We start from the raw sequence: 16,303 nt of genomic DNA, 5'->3' as shown, positions 1-16,303 counted from the left end.
GGGAGCGCGGCCCCGAGTGCGTAGCAGGCGGCGAGAGCTGTCGCGGGTCCGCCGCGCGGCAGCCAGAGGGAGACGGCGCCGGGGGCGGCGAAGAGCGGCCACAGGCGGCGGATCCGGTCGAGCGCGGGCACGCCGGCCAGGCGCAGACCGGTGGGGACAACGACCAGCATGCCCGGCATCACGATCGTATCGACCAGCACGGACATGACACATCCCCCGCCTTGAACGCGTTCGAGTAGTTGCCCGGACCGACTCTAGGTGCTTTCTTGAACGTGTTCAAGACGACTGTGGCGGGGCAGGGGCGACCGGGCTCGCCGCAGTCTGCAGGATGTCCCCGAGATCATTCCCGGACGTGGCGTCGACCTCGTCGAAATCGGTGATCGGCGTGCTCAGGTCGAGGAGCGCGTGGGTCAGCCGCACCACGGGCCCGGCGGTGACCGTGCCGTCTACGACACCTCGCCCAAGCTGATGATCACCTACGCGGCGGACGGCACGGTCGAACTCGTGGAGATCTGCCACAACGGCGGGAGCGGCGACGCCGAAGCCTGCTACGACGGCGTCCGGCTGACCCACCGATTCCTCGATGACGTCGTTGCCGAGCTCCACGCCAAGGGATACACGAGCACCCCGTCCGGCATCGGCCACGACTGGCAGGGCGACCGGAGATCCTGGGTCAGCGCGGGAGAGCCACCTTGAACGCCGTGTGTCCCGGCCGGCTCACGACGTCGGCCGTGCCGCCGTGGGCGGTCACCACCGCGCGGACGATGGCCAGGCCGAGCCCGGTGCTGCCGGTGGCCCGTGAGCGGCTGGGGTCGGTGCGGACGAAGCGCCCGAAGATCTCCGGCTGCAGCGCGTCGGGGATACCCGGCCCGTTGTCCGTGATGGTCAGGCGGACCTCCGCGGCCTCTGCCCGGAGCCGCACCGTCACCTCCGTACCGTCCGGGGTGTGCACCCGGGCGTTGGCGAGGAGATTGCCGATCACCTGCTGGAGCCGATGAGCGTCGCCGGTGACGGTCACGGGCTCCTCGGAGAGGTCGAGGAGCCAGCGGTGGCCGGGGCTCGCGGCCCGTGCGTCATCGGTCGCGTCGAGTACGAGCAGCGTCAGATCGACCGCTTCGTGGTCGAGCGGGCGTCCCGCGTCGAGGCGGGCGAGCAGCAGCAGATCGTCGACCAGGTGGCTCATCCGCCCGGACTCCGACTGTATGCGTTCCAGGGCGTGCCGGACATCGGCGGGAACAGGGCCGTTGTGGCGCAGGGCGAGTTCGGCGTGACCACGGATGTTGGCGACGGGGGTGCGCAGCTCGTGGCTGGCGTCGGCGGCAAAGTGCCGCAGCCGCTCCTCGCTCGCCTGTCTCCGGGCGAGCGCGTCCCCGATGTGTCCGAGCATCCGGTTCAGTGCGGTGCCGACCTGTCCGACCTCGGTACGAGGATCGGTGGCGGGCAGCGGGTCGGGCATGGCGACCTCGCCGCTGGCCAGCGGCAGCCGGGCCACGCCGACCGCCTGTTTCGTGACGCGTCGCAGGGGGCGCAGGGAGACCCGTACCCACAGGGCTCCGGCGACCCCGGTGGCGAGGAGGGCCGCGCCGAACACGACGCCCTCGACCGCTTCGAGCCGGTGCAGGGTCTCTTCCACGGGGTGCAGCGGCAGGCCGGTGATCAGCACGTCCCCGTCATCTCCGGCGACGGCCGCGACCCGGTAGGCGCCGAGCGCGGAGAGTCGCACGCTGCGGCCGTTCCCGTCGCCGGGCACGGCCGCGAGCGCGTGCCGGTCGTCGGCGGTCAGCGGAACCTTGCGGACGTTCTGCTCATCGACCACGGAGGCCTGGGTCACCCGGCCGTTCACCAGCCTCGCGCCCAGGGTGAAGTCGGCCTGGCCCCGCGAGTCGGGGCGGTTGTCGGCGTCCAGCGCGGCTTCGTGCTCCAGGCTGGCGGGGAACCTGCCGTCGGACGCGGTCAGCTGCTGGTCCAGACGGCGCACGAGGAAGCCCTCAAGGGCGAAAACGGTCGTGAGTCCGACCGCGAGACATGCGGCGGCGAGCAGCAGAACGAGCCCGGCCGTGAGCTGCCCGCGCAGTGTGTGCGGCGGCGGTCGCCTCATGACGAATCCGGTTTCAGGACGTACCCCACTCCGCGCACCGTATGAATCATGGGAGCGCGACCCGCGTCGATCTTCTTGCGGAGATAGCTGATGTACAGCTCGACGACGTGGGCGCGGCCCCCGAAATCGTACGCCCAGACCCGGTCGAGGATCTGGTCCTTGGACAGCACACGGCGCGGATTGCGCATCAGGAACCGCAGCAGCTCGAACTCGGTGCGGGACAGCTCGACGACGGCGCCGCCGCGTCGGACCTCCCTGGCTTCCTCGTCCATGGCGAGCTCGCCGACCGTCAGCCGGTGCCGGCCCGGCGCACTGGCCATCCCCGCCCGCCGCAGCAGCCCGCGCAGTCGGGCGAGGACCTCCTCCAGGCTGAACGGCTTGGTCACGTAGTCGTCGCCGCCCGCCGTGATTCCGGCGATACGGTCCTCCACCGCATCGCGGGCGGTCAAGAAAAGTACGCACACCTCACGGGCCTCACGGCGCAACTCCCGCAGCACGCGCAGCCCGTCCATGTCGGGCAGCATCCAGTCCAGCACGACGGCGTCCGGCCGGAACTCGCGCGCCGTGGCCAGGGCGGAGGCGCCGTCCGCGGCGGTACGGACCTGCCAGCCCTCGCCGGTCAGTGCTCCGGCCAGTACGTCGGTCAGGTCGGGTTCGTCGTCGACGACCAGCACCCGCACCGGGCCCCCGTCGGGGCGATGCAGGGGTGACTGTGTGCGGTGGTTGTCCATGATCTGTCCAGCATCCCTCGGCACGGACGACGGCGGGACGCCGGGGACCTCTGAGTTCCCTCTGAGTTGCCTCTGAGCTTCTGCCGGAATCCCGGCGGACCGGGGCGTGGGCCGCCCATTCAGAAGATACACAGAAGATGCGCTGCGAGGCTTGCCGCCGGTGACCGCCCCAGCGGTCCGTGACGAGGGGAGCCCCATATGACCACCACGGCCCCCTCCTCGCCGTACACGAGCAAGGGCGCACGCCACCGCCGCCCGCCGCCCGCCGCGCAGCGCCGCCCCGCACCTCGTGTCCGCTGTCGCCTACGCGGGGGCCGCGGCCGTCCTCGCCCTGTGGTGGAGCGACACGTCAGCCGTCGTCGGCATGGCGGGCCGGCTGACCGACGCCGGGCGCATCACCGGGTTGCCGGCCGGGTACGCGTGCGTGGTCCTGGTGGTTCTGATGGCCTGCGTCCCCCTGCTGGACCACAGCATCGGCGCCGACCGGCTGGCGCGCCTGCACGCCGTCGGCGGCCGTGGACTGTCTCCCGGCATGACCGAGGCGGCGATCCGAGCCCCGAGCCCTGCGCGAGGCCGGAGTGCCACGCCGCCGCATCCACCACGAGTCGTTCGCGTTCTGATGAGTGTCCCGAGGAGAATCACCGTGCGCCGAGCCGCCCTCATCACCACTGGCACCAGTGCCCTGATCGTGGCCCTGCTGTCCCTGAAACCGCACCAGTCTCCCGGTCTCCTCGACGCGGGCAGGCGGCCGGCGACGACGGTCTCCCCGCGCACGTCGACCGGTGCACCACCTGGCGCCGCCGCCGCGACGGGCACGTTCAACGGCGATCCGGTCGACACGCGGTACGGACCGGTGCAGGTCGCCGCCACCCTCGTCAAGGGGAAACTCACCGCCGTGCGGGTGCTCCGGGCGCCCGATGAGAACGGCCGCGACCAGGAGATCGCCGCGTTCGCGCTGCCCCGTCTCACCCAGGAGGCGCTCGGTACTCAGAGCGCGGACATCGACTCCGTCTCCGGAGCCAGCTACACCAGTCAGGGCTATAGGGAGTCCCTGCAGAGCGCATTGGACCGGGCCGGTGGCTGATCCCGCGCACAGGGTGCGCCATGTAGAGCATGTGATGGGGACGGTGTTCTCCTTCGACATCCGGGACCGGCCCACCCCCGCGATCCGCCGCGCCCTCGACCAGGCGGTCCGGGGGCTGCACCACGTCGATGAGGTGTTCTCCACCTACCGTCCGGACAGTGCCGTCAGTCGGCTGGGCCGCGGCGAGTCCGGGCTCGGCACCTGCCCGGCCGAGGTCCGTGAGGTCCTGGACCTGTGCGCGGATGTCACCCGGATCAGCCGCGGCTGGTTCAGCGCCACGCCGGGAGGTGTTCTCGACCCCTCCGGGCTGGTCAAGGGGTGGGCGGTCGAGGCCGCCTCGCAGCTGCTGTACGAGAGCGGCGCGCACAACACCTGCGTGAACGGCGGCGGCGACCTCCAACTGCGTGGTGAGGCGGCCCTCGGCGTCCCCTGGCGGATCGGTATCGCCCACCCGCTGCGCCGCGGGGCGCTGGCCACGGTCGTGACCGGACGTGATCTGGCGGTCGCCACCTCCGGGACGGCCGAACGCGGTGCGCACATCCTCGACCCGCACACCGGCGCACCGGCCCTGGGCCTCGCGTCGATCACCATGGTGGGGCCGGCGCTGACCCTGACGGATGCCTTCGCCACGGCTGCGTTCGCCATGGGCGAGGGGGCGCGCGGCTGGCTGGAGTCGCTGGACGGGTACGAGGCGCTCGCCGTCACCCCGGACGGCCGGGAGTGGCGCACCAGTGGATTCGGCTGGTAGTCGGCCGAAAACCAGTTGTGGTCGCTCAACTGGGACGGGTTGAAGGGGCGGACGTCCGGCGACAACGTCAAGGCGCTCGAGGGCCGCTGAGAACCGCTGAGCGGAAAGTCCGGCCCCGCGGTGCGATCCGCGGGACCGGACCGTTTCTCCCAGCGTGTTCGTCGGCGTTCCGCCTGCCGTCCGTCGGATGGAATCATTCGAAGAATCGGACAATTGGTGGCAGAGTGGCCCGCATGGATGATCGGGTAGCGGGTGTCCTGTCACTCCCGGACGACTGGCCCGCCCACCCGGATCTCAGCCTCGCCCTGAACCGTATGGGCAGCTTCGACTGGGACCTCGACAGCGGACTCATGCATATGGACCGGCCCGCGCTCGACGTGTTCGACCTGCGGCCCGATGAATACGACGACCGGCCGGAAAGCCTCTCCCTGCGCGTCCCGCCGGACGAGAGAGCACGCCTCGATGCCCTGATCTCGCAGGCACTCAAGAGCGGAGAGCGCAACTACGGCGCGTACTTCCGGATGTTCCGGCGTGACGGCACCAGGCGCTGGACCCATACCCAGGGCTTCATCCGCCGTGACGAGACCGGCCGCCCGCGCCGGATCATCGGCATAGTCAGGGACGCCACCCAGGAGCTGGCCGACTCCACCGTCCGCCGTGAGCAGGACGAGGAGCGGCGCCGGCGCACGACGCTGGTGGAGGGCGCCACGGCCGCCCTGGCCCACGCCCGCACCGTCAGGGACGTCATCGACGTACTCAAGAACTCCCAGGGGCTGGTCCTCCTCGGCGCCACCAGCCTCGTCATGGGGCTGATCGAGGCGGGGCGCATCCATCTGGTGGCGGACGGGCCCGAGGGGTCCTTCGTGCCGGGCACGCGGTACACCCGTACGGACGAGCCGTATCCGATGAGTGAAGTGGTCCGTACCCTCGCGCCCCGCTTCATCGAGTCCGCCGAGGACTTCGCCACCTCGTACCCGATCCTGTGGCCGCACATCAGCGACCTCGGCATCACCTCCGCCGCCTATCTGCCGCTGATCGCCCAGGCCCGCCCCATCGGCGCCCTCGGACTTCTCTACAGCGACAAGGACGGCTTCACCGGCGACGAACGCAATCTGCTGGTAGCGCTGGGCAGCTCCATCGCCCAGAGCCTGCAGCGGGCCATGCTCTACGAGCAGGAGCACGACCTCGCCGAAGGGCTCCAGCAGGCCATGCTGCCGCGCCGGATCCCGGACGTGCCGGGCGCGCAGATCGCTGTCCGGTACCGCTCGGCCCGGCTCGGGCGGGACATCGGGGGCGACTGGTACGACGTCATTCCGCTGCCCGGCGGCCGGGTCGGCGCCGTCATCGGCGATGTCCAGGGCCACGACACGGACGCGGCGGCGGTCATGGGGCAGCTGCGCATCGTCCTGCGCGCCTACGCAGCCGAGGGGCACAGTCCGGCCACCGTCATGGCCCGCGCCTCCGTCTTCCTCCACGAGCTCGACACCGACCGCTTCGCGACCTGTACCTACGCCGAGGTCGACCTGACCACCGGGGTGGTGCAGCTGGTCCGGGCAGGTCATATCGAGCCGCTGGTGCGCGACGTCGACGGCAGCTGCCGCAGGCTGCCCGCCGACGGAGGGCTGCCGCTGGGGCTCTCGGCCGAGTTCGGGCGGCTCGAATATCCGGTCAGTACCGTCGAGCTGGACCCCGGCCAGACGATGGTGCTGTACACGGACGGCCTGGTGGAGCTGCCGGGCGTCGATCTCGACGAGGGCGTGCAGCTGCTGACCTCCATGATCCGGGACGGGGCTCAGGATCTTCAGAAGCTGGCCGACCAGCTGTGCGAGGCGGTCGACGAGCGGGGTGGCGAGGACGATGTGGCGGTGCTGATGCTGCGCCGCAAAGCCGCCCACGCACCGCAGCCGGGCGGTCGACTCCAGCAGCATGTCGCCCAGAACGACCCGGAGGCGCTGCGTTCGGCCCGGCACATGATCCGGGCGGCGGCGCGGGCCTGGGGCGCGAAGGAGCGGGCGGACGAGATCGAGCTGGTCGCCGATGAACTGATCACCAATGCGCTGGTGCACACCGACGGCGGGGCGATTGTCACCATCCGGGTGCTCGCCGGGCTCGAACAGCAGCTGAGGGTCGACGTCGAGGACCGGTCGAGCGCGCTGCCGCGTCCTCGTGACGCGGGGGAGTCCGGGGTCTCCGGGCGTGGACTTCTGCTGGTGGACCGGCTGGCGGACGCCTGGGGCGTGGAGTCCCGCGGCTGTGGCAAGTGTGTGTGGTGCGAGTTCATCATCCCGGGGCGGGAGTGACACGTGGCGAGGTTGACGCCGTGGGAGGCGAGGCAGACTACCAGACAGTAACAGAAAGTAACATGTCTGTACTTGACCGTAACCGATCGTGGGCGATTGACTGCGACTGCGAGTCGTTGACTCCGGCAATCTTTGTCTTCGATGACATGAGGACCCGTTGGGCACTGAACTACTGGCACCTCTCGATCTGGCTTTCTGGCACCTCGAAACCGATGCGCATCCCATGCACCTCGGTGCGCTCGCCGTCTTCTCGCCGGCGCCCGCCCCGGCGCCGGGCGTCACCGCGGACGCCGTGGTGGAGCTGCTCGGCGCCCGCGCCGCCGCGATCCCCCGGCTACGGATGCGGGTGCGGGACGTCCTGCTGCCGGTCGGCGGCGCCGCCTGGTCCGTCGACAAGGACTTCGATGTCTACCGGCACGTCCAGCGCGTGCTGCTGCCCCGCGACGACGAGTCGCCGGACGGCGGCTTCATGGCCGGGGCCACCCGGCTCGCCGGTGAGCTGATGGAGCGGCCGCTGGAACGGGGCCTGCCGCCGTGGGAGATGTACGTCATCTCCGGCGCCGACGAGGGTCCCTTCGCCGTGCTTGTCAAGCTGCACCACGCGCTCGCCGACGGCATGCGCGCCGTCGCCATCGGCGCCGGGATCTTCGACGAGATCGCCTCCGTCGGAGCCCGCGCCCGCGGCGGTGCGAGCGCCCGCCGGACGCGCCCGGTCCCGCCCCGCTCGTGGATGCCGGGGCCGCGTCAGGTGGCCGGCTTCGCGCTGGGCCGGATCGGGGAACTCTCGCGGGCGTTCGGGGTCGGTGCCTCCGTCGTGCGCGCCAGCCGCCTCGATCTGCGCGGCGCCCCCGCGCTCACCGCGATCTCCAGCGGAACCCGTCGCCTCGCCACCGCGGAGCTGGACGGTGAGTCCGTCCACCGGATCCGGCGGGTCGCGGGCGGGACCACCAACGACGTCCTGCTCGGCGTCGTCGCCGGAGCGCTCCGCCGCTGGATGGTGGAGCGCGGCGAGCAGCTGCCGATCGCCGACCCGCGCGCCCTCGTGCCGGTCTCCCGGCGCAGGCCCGGCACCGGGGGAGCCTCCGGAAACCGGCTCTCCGCCTATCTGCTCGGGCTCCCCGTGTCCGAGTCCGATCCCTGGGGGCGACTGCGCACCGTCCGTACCGCCATGGACCGCAACAAGGCCGCCGGACCACTGCGGGGGGCGGGCGCCATCGCGGTGCTCGCCGACCAGCTGCCCTCACTGGCCCACCGCTTCGGTGCTCCGCTCGCCGGCGGCGCGGCCAGGATGCTCTTCGACGTCCTGGTCACCAGCGTGCCCCTGCCACGCTCGGCGCTCTCGCTGGGCGGCTGCCCACTGCGGGCCGTCTATCCGATGGCGCCGCTGGCGCGCGGGCAGTCGCTGGCCATCGCCCTGTCCACGTACGGCGGTCGGGTGCAGATCGGCCTGGTGGCCGACGGCAGGGCGGTCCCCGACCTGGAGCGGCTGGCCCGTTGCGCCGAGGACGAGCTGCGCGAGCTGCTCGCCCTGCTGCCGGTCGGTCAACTCTCCCAACAGTCCTGAGAGATCGGACAGATTTCGGCGTCGGCGCGGTAGTTCGTGGGGTCAAGGGTGTTGACGCACCCAAGTGATCCGATGAATATTCGTTGTGCAGGAACTAACGATCATCGGTGAGGGCGGCAGCGGCATGCGGCGAAACAGGCTGGGAACCAGTGCGGTCGAGGTGACCGAGCTGTCCTTCGGGGCCGCAGCCATCGGCAATCTCTTCCGTGAGGTCGACCCGGCCCGGGCCGCCGCCGCCGTGGACGCCGCCTGGGACGAGGGCGTCCGGTACTTCGACACGGCACCGCACTACGGGCTCGGTCTCTCCGAGCGCAGGCTGGGCGCGGCCCTGCGTCACCGGCCGCGCGACTCCTACGTGGTCTCCACCAAGGTCGGCCGGCTGCTCGACCCTCTCCCGGCCGACCCGATCGCCTCGTACGACGGCCTCTCCGAAGGCTTCGCCGTGCCCGTCACCCACTACCGCCGCTGGGACTTCAGCGCCGACGGCGTACGCCGCAGCATCGAGGACAGCCTCGAACGGCTCGGTCTCGACCGCATCGACATCGCCTATCTGCACGACCCGGACGACCACGCCGAAGCCGCCTTCCGCGAGGCCTACCCGGCCCTGGAGAAGCTGCGCTCGGAAGGTGTCGTCGGAGCCGTCGGTGCGGGCATGAACCAGACCGCGATGCTCACCCGCTTCCTGCGCGACACCGACGTGGACACCGTCCTCTGCGCGGGGCGCTACACCCTGCTCGACCAGTCCGCGCTCGCCGAGCTGCTGCCCGAGGCGACCGCACGCGGCCGCAGCGTCGTCGTCGGCGGAGTCTTCAACTCCGGGCTGCTCGCCGACCCACACCCCGGTGCGACCTACGACTACACGGCCGCCCCGCCGGCCCTTCTCGACCGGGCTCTGCGCATCAAGGCCGTCGCCGAGGGCCACGGCGTACCGCTGCGCGCCGCCGCCCTGCACTACCCGCTCGCCCACCCCGCCGTCGCCACGGTGCTCGTCGGCACCCGCTCGCCGGACGAGATACGCGACGCCGCCGAACTGCTCTCCCGCGAGATCCCCGGCGCCCTCTGGGACGAACTGCGCGCCGAGGGCCTGCTCACCGAGGACGGACACCGGCCATGAGAATCGCCCTGCACACCAAGGTCCGCGCCGACCGCATCGAGGAGTACGAGGCGGCGCACCGCGAAGTCCCCACGGAGCTCACCACGGCGATCCGCGCGGCGGGCGCCACCTCCTGGACGATCTGGCGCAGCGGTACCGAGCTCTTCCACGTCATCGAGTGCGAGGACTACGCCCGCCTCCTCGCCGAACTGGAGGAGCTCCCCGTCAACGTCGCCTGGCAGGCCCGGATGGACGAACTCCTCGACGTGGCGCACGACTACTCGTCGGACGGCGCCGAAGCCGGTCTCCCCGTCGCCTGGGAGCTGTGACATGACCGGCCGGCAACGGATCGTCGACGCCCACCACCACGTGTGGGACCTTGCGGTACGCGACCAGGAGTGGATCACCGGCGAGGAACTGGCCCCGCTCCGGCGCACCTTCACCCTGGCCGACCTGGAGCCGGAGGCCCGCGCCGCCGGGGTGCACGCCACCGTCCTCGTCCAGACCGTCACCGTCCCCGAGGAGACCCCCGAGTTCCTCGCCCTCGCCGACGGCAACGACCTCGTCGCGGGCGTCGTCGGCTGGACCGACCTCACCGCGCCCGGCATCGCCGACACCCTCGCAGCCCTGCGCGAACTCCCCGGTGGTGACCGGCTCGTAGCCATTCGTCACCAGGTCCAGGGCGAACCCGACCCCGAGTGGCTGCTGCGCCCCGAGGTGCAGCGCGGACTCTCCGCCGTGGCCGACGCCGGACTCGTCTACGACCTGGTCGTCCAGCCCCACCAGCTGCCCGCCACCGTCCGGGCCGCCGCTCTGCTGCCGGAACTCACCTTCGTACTCGACCACGCGGGCAAGCCGCCCATCGCCGCCCGGAGCCTGCACCCGTGGACGGAAGAGGTCCGGGCGCTGGCCGACCGGCCCAATACCGTCTGCAAACTCTCCGGCCTGGTCACCGAGGCCGACCCGCGCTCCTGGACGGTCGACGACCTCCGCCCGTACGCCGACACCGTCCTCGACGCCTTCGGTCCCGACCGGCTGATGTTCGGTTCCGACTGGCCGGTCTGCCGGCTCGCGGCGAGCTATACGGAGGTCGTCGACGCCGCCCGCACCCTCACCGACGCGCTGGGCGCGGACGAGCGGCAGGCGGTCTTCGCGACCACCGCCGAGCGGACGTACGGCCTCTGAGGGCGGTGGCAGGGGGCAGGGGGCTGCGGCATCCTGGGACCCATGCCCGAACTACCCGAGGTCGAGGCGCTGCGGGTCTTTCTCGACGAGAACCTGGCCGACAAGGTGGTCGCCCGCGTCCTGCCGCTGGCCGTCAGTGTGCTCAAGACGTACGACCCACCGCCCACCGCCCTGGAGGGGGGCACGGTCACCGGCATCGCCCGGCACGGCAAGTTCCTGGACATCGGTGTCGGCCCGCTGCATCTGGTCACCCATCTGGCCCGGGCGGGCTGGCTGCACTGGAAGGACAGCTTCCCCGCCGCCCCGCCACGCCCCGGCAAGGGGCCCCTGGCGCTGCGTACCGTACTCACCGGCGGCGACGGCTTCGACCTCACCGAGGCGGGCACCACCAAACGCCTCGCCGTGTACCTCGTGCACGATCCCGCCGAGGTGCCCGACATCGCCCGCCTCGGGCCCGACCCGCTCGACGGCTCCTTCGACCGGGACGCGTTCGCCGCACTGCTCGCGGGGGAACGGCGCCGGATCAAGGGCGCCCTGCGCGACCAGTCCCTGATCGCGGGCATCGGCAACGCCTACAGCGACGAGATCCTGCACGCCGCGAAGATGTCCCCGTTCGCACTCGCCGCGAGCCTCACCGACGACGACATCACCCGGCTGCACACGGCGCTGCGCACCACGCTCCGCGACGCCGTCGCACGCTCCAGTGGAGTGGCGGCCGGGAAGCTCAAGGCGGAGAAGAAGAGTGGGCTGCGTGTCCACGGCCGCACGGGCGAACCGTGCCCCGTCTGCGGGGACACCATCCGGGAGGTCTCGTTCAGCGACTCCTCGCTCCAGTACTGCCCGACCTGCCAGACCGGAGGCAAGCCGCTGGCCGACCGCCGCCTCTCCCGACTTCTCAGATAGGGCAGTTCAGCGGGTGAGTTCCAGCAGCCGCCGCCCGTCCGCCGCACGCACCTCGAAACGGTCGATGGCGGCCGGGCGCAACGCAGCCCCGCCGTGCACCACCGGCGTCTCCTCGTCCGGCCCGGTCACCGACCACGTGGTGACCGTCTCCTCGCTGCCGTCCCGCCCGACCGCCACCAGCGCGCACACCCCCGCCTCCGGCACCCGCGCCACCTGGAGGCCGACGTCCGTGCCCCACTCCTTCGCCCCGGCCGTGGCCACCGCCGCCATCCCCGTGGACCGGTCCGTCGCCGCCCACCGCTGCGCCTGCACCGTAGCCCCGGACCCGCCCGATGCGCCGATCACGGCGAGCGGCCCGCCCACCGCCAGGACCACCGCGGCGGCCAGCGCCAGCCGCCCCCTGCGGCTCCTGCGCCGCCCTGCCACCACCGCGTCCACCACCCGCCGCACCAGCTCCGGACCCGCCCGCACCACCGGATCCACCCCCGGCGGCGTCCGCCGGGCGTACTCCCCGAGCACGGCCGTCACCGCGCGGAACTCCGCCGCCCGGACCTCGCACAACGGGCACTGCGCCAGATGCTCCTCGAAGCGGAAGGCATCGGCAGCGCTCAGCACGCCCAGTGCGTAGGCGCCGACATGGCGATGAGGTTCCGGGGCGCGCATGCAGTCCGGTACGGAACGCACCCGTGAATCACTCAAGCCGACACCACCGGACACGCTCTACACTCCGGCCTCATGCTGCGCGTACTCGCTGTCGACGACGAAGCACCCGCCCTGGAGGAGCTGCTCTACCTCCTGCGAGCCGACCCCCGCATCCGCAACGCCGAAGGCGCCACCGGGGCCACCGAGGCGCTGCGCCGGATCGGCAGCGCCGTCGACGCCGGACCCGACGACCCGTCCGCCATCGACGTCGTCTTCCTCGACATCCACATGGCGGGCCTCACCGGACTCGATGTCGCCCAGCTGCTGGCAGGGTTCGCAGCGCCCCCGCTCATCGTCTTCGTCACCGCCCACGAAGGGTTCGCCGTCCACGCCTTCGACCTCAAGGCCGTCGACTACGTCCTCAAGCCCGTGCGCCGCGAACGCCTCGCCGAAGCCGTCCGCCGCGTCGCCGAGCAGGTCGGCGGCCGTTCCGCTGCCCTCCAGGACACCGCGGCCGACCAGATAGCCGTCGAACTCGGCGGAGTGATCCGGTTCATCCCGATCGACGACATCACGTACGCGGAGGCGCAGGGCGACTACGCCCGGCTGCACACGGCGGGCGGCAGTCATCTCGTGCGGATCCCTCTCACCACCCTGGAGGAACGCTGGCGGTCGCGGGGCTTCGTACGCATTCACCGGCGCCATCTCGTCGCCCTCGGCAGGATCGACGAACTGCGGCTCGACGCGGGCAGCATGAGCGTCCGCATCGGCACCGCGTCGCTTGCCGTGAGCCGCCGCCACACCCGCGCGCTGCGCGATCTGCTCATGCGGCAGACCGGCCGCTGACCAGGGACTACCCGGGTCCGAAACCTTCCCAGAGCGGCCCCCGCTGCGTACACTCCGGGCCCATGTCCGCAGAGTCGACGCCCCGGCGTGAAGTGGTGACGGGGGAGCCCCGGCGGGTGCGCCCGCTGCCCCGCTACCGCACCCAGTCGGAGATCGACGAGCAGACCGCGCTCGGCGGCGCCTACGTCCGCTCGCTGATGCGCAGCCAGCTGCGCGCCGGACTCACCGCGTTCACCGTCCTCGCCGTCGTCGTCGGCACGCTGCCGCTGGTCTTCGCCGCCCTGCACAGCGCCGCCGTCGTCTGGGCGGTCCTCGGCTTCGCCGCCTACCCGCCGCTGACCCTGATTGCCTGGTGGTACGTGCGGCGGGCCGAGCGCAATGAGCGCGACTTCGCCCGGCTCGTGGAAGGCCGCCCCGCACAGTGAGCCGCACGTACGCGGTGGTGGCCGTCGCCGCCGTCGTTCTCGCCACCGTTCTGGTCGGCGGTTTCGGGCTGCGCATCTCCCGTACGACCTCGGACTTCTACGTCGCCTCCCGCACCGTGCGCCCCCGGCTCAACGCCGCCGCGATCAGCGGCGAATACCTCTCCGCCGCCTCCTTCCTCGGCATCGCCGGCCTGGTGCTCGTGCACGGCCCCGACATGCTCTGGTACCCGGTCGGCTACACCGCCGGCTATCTGGTGCTGCTGGTCTTCGTCGCCGCGCCGCTGCGCCGCTCGGGGGCGTACACGCTGCCCGACTTCGCGGAGGGGCGGCTCGAATCGCGGCAGGTGCGCAGGCTGGTGAGCGTGCTCGTCGTCGGGGCGGGCTGGCTCTACCTCGTACCGCAGCTCCAGGGTGCCGGGCTCACCCTGAAGATCCTGACCGGGGCGCCCGGCTGGCTCGGCGATGTGCTCGTCGCGTCCGTCGTGGTGGTCGCCGTCGCGGCGGGCGGCATGCGGTCCATCACCTTCGTGCAGGTCTTCCAGTACTGGCTGAAACTGACGGCGCTTCTGGTCCCCGCGATCTTCCTGGTGCTGGCCTGGCAGGGCGACAGGCGGCCACGGGTCACCTTCGACGAGCAGCTGTCCGTCTTCCGGGCCGACCATCCGCTGTACGCGACCTACGGGCTGATCATCGCGACGTTCCTCGGAACGATGGGGCTGCCGCACGTCGTCGTCCGCTTCTACACCAGCCCGAACGGCCGCGACGCCCGCCGCACCACCGTCGCCGTCCTCGCCCTGATCGGAGTGTTCTACCTCCTGCCGCCCGTCTACGGGGCACTGGGCAGGATCTACGCCCCCGAGCTGATCCACGGCGGGGACGCGGACGCCGCCGTGCTGCTGCTGCCCGGACGCGTCGTCGGCGGGCTCGGCGGGGACCTGCTCGGCGCACTCGTCGCCGGCGGCGCCTTCGCCGCGTTCCTGTCGACCGCATCGGGACTCACGATGGCCGTCGCCGGCGTCATCACCCAGGACGTCCTGCCCTCGCGCGGTGTACGGCACTTCCGGCTGGCGACCGTCCTCGCCATGTGCGTGCCACTGGCCGGATCGCTGATGGTCAGCCGGGTGCCGGTGGCGGACTCCGTGGGGATGGCGTTCGCCGTATCGGCGTCGTCCTTCTGCCCGCTGCTGGTTCTCGGCATCTGGTGGCGGCGGCTCACCCCTCCGGGGGCGATCGCCGGCCTGGCGCTCGGCGGCGGCTCCGCGTTCCTGTCCGTCGCGATCACCGTCAGCGGTGCGGTGCGCCCGCCCGGCTGGCCGCACACCCTGCTCGCGTGGCCCGCCGTCTGGTCGGTGCCGGTGGGCTTCCTCGCCATGGTCCTGGTGTCGCTCGCCACGCCCGGCCGCATACCGTCCGGCACGAATGCCGCGATGACCCGCTTCCATCTGCCGGAGGCCCTGATACCCGGGAGGCACCGATGACAGGGCCCACGTACGCCGTCCTCGTCCTGTTCGTGCTCCTCCTGCCCGGTGCCGGATTCCTGCTCGGCCGCCGCACCGCCCGACCCGTCCGCCCCAGCGATGTCGGCACCCCCGTCGAGCACGCCACCTTCGAGACGCTGCACACCGCCTCGCTCGCCGCGCCCCCGCTGCGCGCCGGACTCACCGAGGAGAGCGCCCGCAAGTCCGCCCGCAGACTGCGTTCCCTGCTCGGCACCGACGCGCTCTGTCTCACCGACCGGGACCGGGTCCTCGTCTGGGACGGCGACGGCGACCACCACGGCAGACACGTCATGGACCAGGTGCAGGGGCCTCTCGCCAGCGGCCGCGACACCGCCTTCCACAGCGACTGCGACGACCTCGACTGCCCGCTGCGCTGGGCCGTCGCCGTGCCGTTGACCGTCGACCACCGTGTCCTCGGCACCCTGATCGCCTACGCGCCGCGCGAGTCGGCGGTCCTGGCCAGGGCGGCCGGAGAAGTGGCCCGCTGGGTCTGCGTACAACTGGAACTCGCCGAACTCGACCGGTCTCGCACGCAGCTCATCGAGGCTGAGATCAGGGCCCTGCGTGCCCAGATATCCCCGCACTTCATCTTCAACTCCCTCGCCGCCATCGCCTCGTTCGTCCGCACCGACCCCGAGCAGGCCCGCGAACTGCTGCTGGAGTTCGCCGACTTCACCCGCTACTCGTTCCGCAGCCACGGCGACTTCACCACCCTCGCCGACGAGCTCCACTCCATCGACCAGTATCTGGCCCTCGTCCGGGCCCGCTTCGGCGAACGGCTCGCGGTCACCCTCCAGGTCGCCCCCGAGGTCCTGCCCGTCGCCCTGCCGTTCCTGTGCCTTCAGCCGCTGGTCGAGAACGCCGTCAAGCACGGACTCGAAGGCGCCGTCACCCGCAGCCGCATCACCATCAGCGCGCTGGACGCGGGCTCCGAGGCAGAAGTCGTCATCGAGGACGACGGCACCGGAATGGACCCGGAACGGCTGCGGCACATCCTGCGCGGCGAAGGAGGACACTCCACCGGCATCGGGCTGCTCAACGTCGACGAGCGGCTCCGCCAGGTGTACGGCGACGGCTACGGGCTCGTCATCGAGACGGGCATCGGCGCCGGGATGAAGATCACGGTGCGGCTGCCGAAGTACCGTGCAGGGGTGCACGGTTCGTGAGGAGCAGAGGAACCCGCCG

At 71.8% G+C, this 16,303-nt stretch carries 16 protein-coding genes and 1 pseudogene; 13 read left to right on the top strand and 4 right to left on the bottom strand.

Annotation, left to right across the window (positions count from 1 at the left end; genetic code table 11):
- Positions 1–59: 59 nt before the first annotated feature.
- Positions 60–170, bottom strand: a pseudogene (locus tag AB0I23_RS07470) (YndJ family transporter); the annotation flags it as partial.
- Positions 171–405: 235 nt separating this feature from the next.
- Here AB0I23_RS07470 and AB0I23_RS07465 point away from each other — a divergent pair.
- Complete coding sequence (locus tag AB0I23_RS07465) at positions 406–696, top strand: hypothetical protein (RefSeq protein WP_359107735.1); 291 nt, start codon at positions 406–408, stop codon at positions 694–696.
- Here the strand turns inward: AB0I23_RS07465 and AB0I23_RS07460 are convergent.
- On the bottom strand, positions 674–2,098 hold the full coding sequence (locus AB0I23_RS07460) for a sensor histidine kinase (protein ID WP_359107733.1): 1,425 nt from the start codon (positions 2,096–2,098) through the stop codon (positions 674–676). The genes AB0I23_RS07465 and AB0I23_RS07460 overlap by 23 nt on opposite strands.
- The gene (locus AB0I23_RS07455; RefSeq protein ID WP_359107731.1) at positions 2,095–2,829 is read right to left on the bottom strand and encodes a response regulator transcription factor; all 735 of its coding nucleotides are present in this window, start codon (positions 2,827–2,829) and stop codon (positions 2,095–2,097) included. The genes AB0I23_RS07460 and AB0I23_RS07455 overlap by 4 nt, the downstream gene beginning before the upstream one ends.
- A gap of 643 nt (positions 2,830–3,472) precedes the next feature.
- On the opposite strand from AB0I23_RS07455, the gene AB0I23_RS07450 reads away from it, so the two are divergent.
- The 8 genes from AB0I23_RS07450 (at position 3,473) to AB0I23_RS07415 (ending at position 11,706) form a co-directional block, all read left to right on the top strand.
- Positions 3,473–3,913: an FMN-binding protein gene (locus AB0I23_RS07450; protein WP_359108020.1), complete on the top strand. Its 441-nt coding sequence runs from the start codon at positions 3,473–3,475 to the stop codon at positions 3,911–3,913.
- A gap of 34 nt (positions 3,914–3,947) precedes the next feature.
- Positions 3,948–4,661 carry an FAD:protein FMN transferase gene (locus tag AB0I23_RS07445; protein ID WP_359108018.1) on the top strand — a complete coding sequence of 238 codons (714 nt, stop codon included), beginning with the start codon at positions 3,948–3,950 and terminating at the stop codon, positions 4,659–4,661.
- 233 nt (positions 4,662–4,894) lie between these two features.
- A complete protein-coding gene (locus AB0I23_RS07440) occupies positions 4,895–6,961 on the top strand; it encodes a SpoIIE family protein phosphatase (RefSeq protein ID WP_359107729.1) in 2,067 nt (688 codons plus the stop codon).
- A 157-nt stretch (positions 6,962–7,118) separates the two neighbouring features.
- On the top strand, positions 7,119–8,525 hold the full coding sequence (locus AB0I23_RS07435; protein ID WP_359107727.1) for a wax ester/triacylglycerol synthase family O-acyltransferase: 1,407 nt from the start codon (positions 7,119–7,121) through the stop codon (positions 8,523–8,525).
- A 124-nt stretch (positions 8,526–8,649) separates the two neighbouring features.
- Positions 8,650–9,639, top strand: coding sequence for an aldo/keto reductase (locus tag AB0I23_RS07430; protein WP_359107725.1), 990 nt, complete (start codon positions 8,650–8,652; stop codon positions 9,637–9,639).
- Positions 9,636–9,947 (top strand): L-rhamnose mutarotase, encoded by a 312-nt coding sequence (locus AB0I23_RS07425; RefSeq protein ID WP_359107723.1) that lies wholly within the window; start codon positions 9,636–9,638, stop codon positions 9,945–9,947. Before AB0I23_RS07430 ends, AB0I23_RS07425 begins: the two co-directional genes overlap by 4 nt.
- Position 9,948: 1 nt before the next feature.
- Positions 9,949–10,803, top strand: coding sequence for an amidohydrolase family protein (locus AB0I23_RS07420; protein WP_359107721.1), 855 nt, complete (start codon positions 9,949–9,951; stop codon positions 10,801–10,803).
- Between the two features lie 42 nt (positions 10,804–10,845).
- The gene (locus tag AB0I23_RS07415; protein WP_359107720.1) at positions 10,846–11,706 is read left to right on the top strand and encodes an Fpg/Nei family DNA glycosylase; all 861 of its coding nucleotides are present in this window, start codon (positions 10,846–10,848) and stop codon (positions 11,704–11,706) included.
- Between the two features lie 6 nt (positions 11,707–11,712).
- Here AB0I23_RS07415 and AB0I23_RS07410 read toward each other — a convergent pair whose 3' ends face one another.
- Complete coding sequence (locus tag AB0I23_RS07410) at positions 11,713–12,405, bottom strand: zf-HC2 domain-containing protein (protein ID WP_359107718.1); 693 nt, start codon at positions 12,403–12,405, stop codon at positions 11,713–11,715.
- Positions 12,406–12,441: 36 nt separating this feature from the next.
- Here AB0I23_RS07410 and AB0I23_RS07405 point away from each other — a divergent pair, with 36 nt between their 5' ends.
- From AB0I23_RS07405 to AB0I23_RS07390, 4 genes are all read left to right on the top strand, one after another.
- Entirely contained in the window at positions 12,442–13,194 is a 753-nt protein-coding gene (locus AB0I23_RS07405; RefSeq protein WP_359107716.1) for a LytR/AlgR family response regulator transcription factor, read from the top strand.
- 62 nt (positions 13,195–13,256) lie between these two features.
- On the top strand, positions 13,257–13,619 hold the full coding sequence (locus AB0I23_RS07400) for a hypothetical protein (protein ID WP_327242797.1): 363 nt from the start codon (positions 13,257–13,259) through the stop codon (positions 13,617–13,619).
- A complete protein-coding gene (locus tag AB0I23_RS07395) occupies positions 13,616–15,097 on the top strand; it encodes a cation acetate symporter (RefSeq protein WP_359107714.1) in 1,482 nt (493 codons plus the stop codon). The genes AB0I23_RS07400 and AB0I23_RS07395 overlap by 4 nt, the downstream gene beginning before the upstream one ends.
- Complete coding sequence (locus AB0I23_RS07390) at positions 15,094–16,284, top strand: sensor histidine kinase (RefSeq protein WP_359107712.1); 1,191 nt, start codon at positions 15,094–15,096, stop codon at positions 16,282–16,284. The genes AB0I23_RS07395 and AB0I23_RS07390 overlap by 4 nt, the downstream gene beginning before the upstream one ends.
- Positions 16,285–16,303 lie beyond the last annotated feature (19 nt).

The organism is Streptomyces atratus (assembly GCF_040655115.1).
Lineage (GTDB): Bacteria > Actinomycetota > Actinomycetes > Streptomycetales > Streptomycetaceae > Streptomyces > Streptomyces atratus_D.
This window is presented reverse-complemented; position numbering and strand designations above follow the sequence as displayed.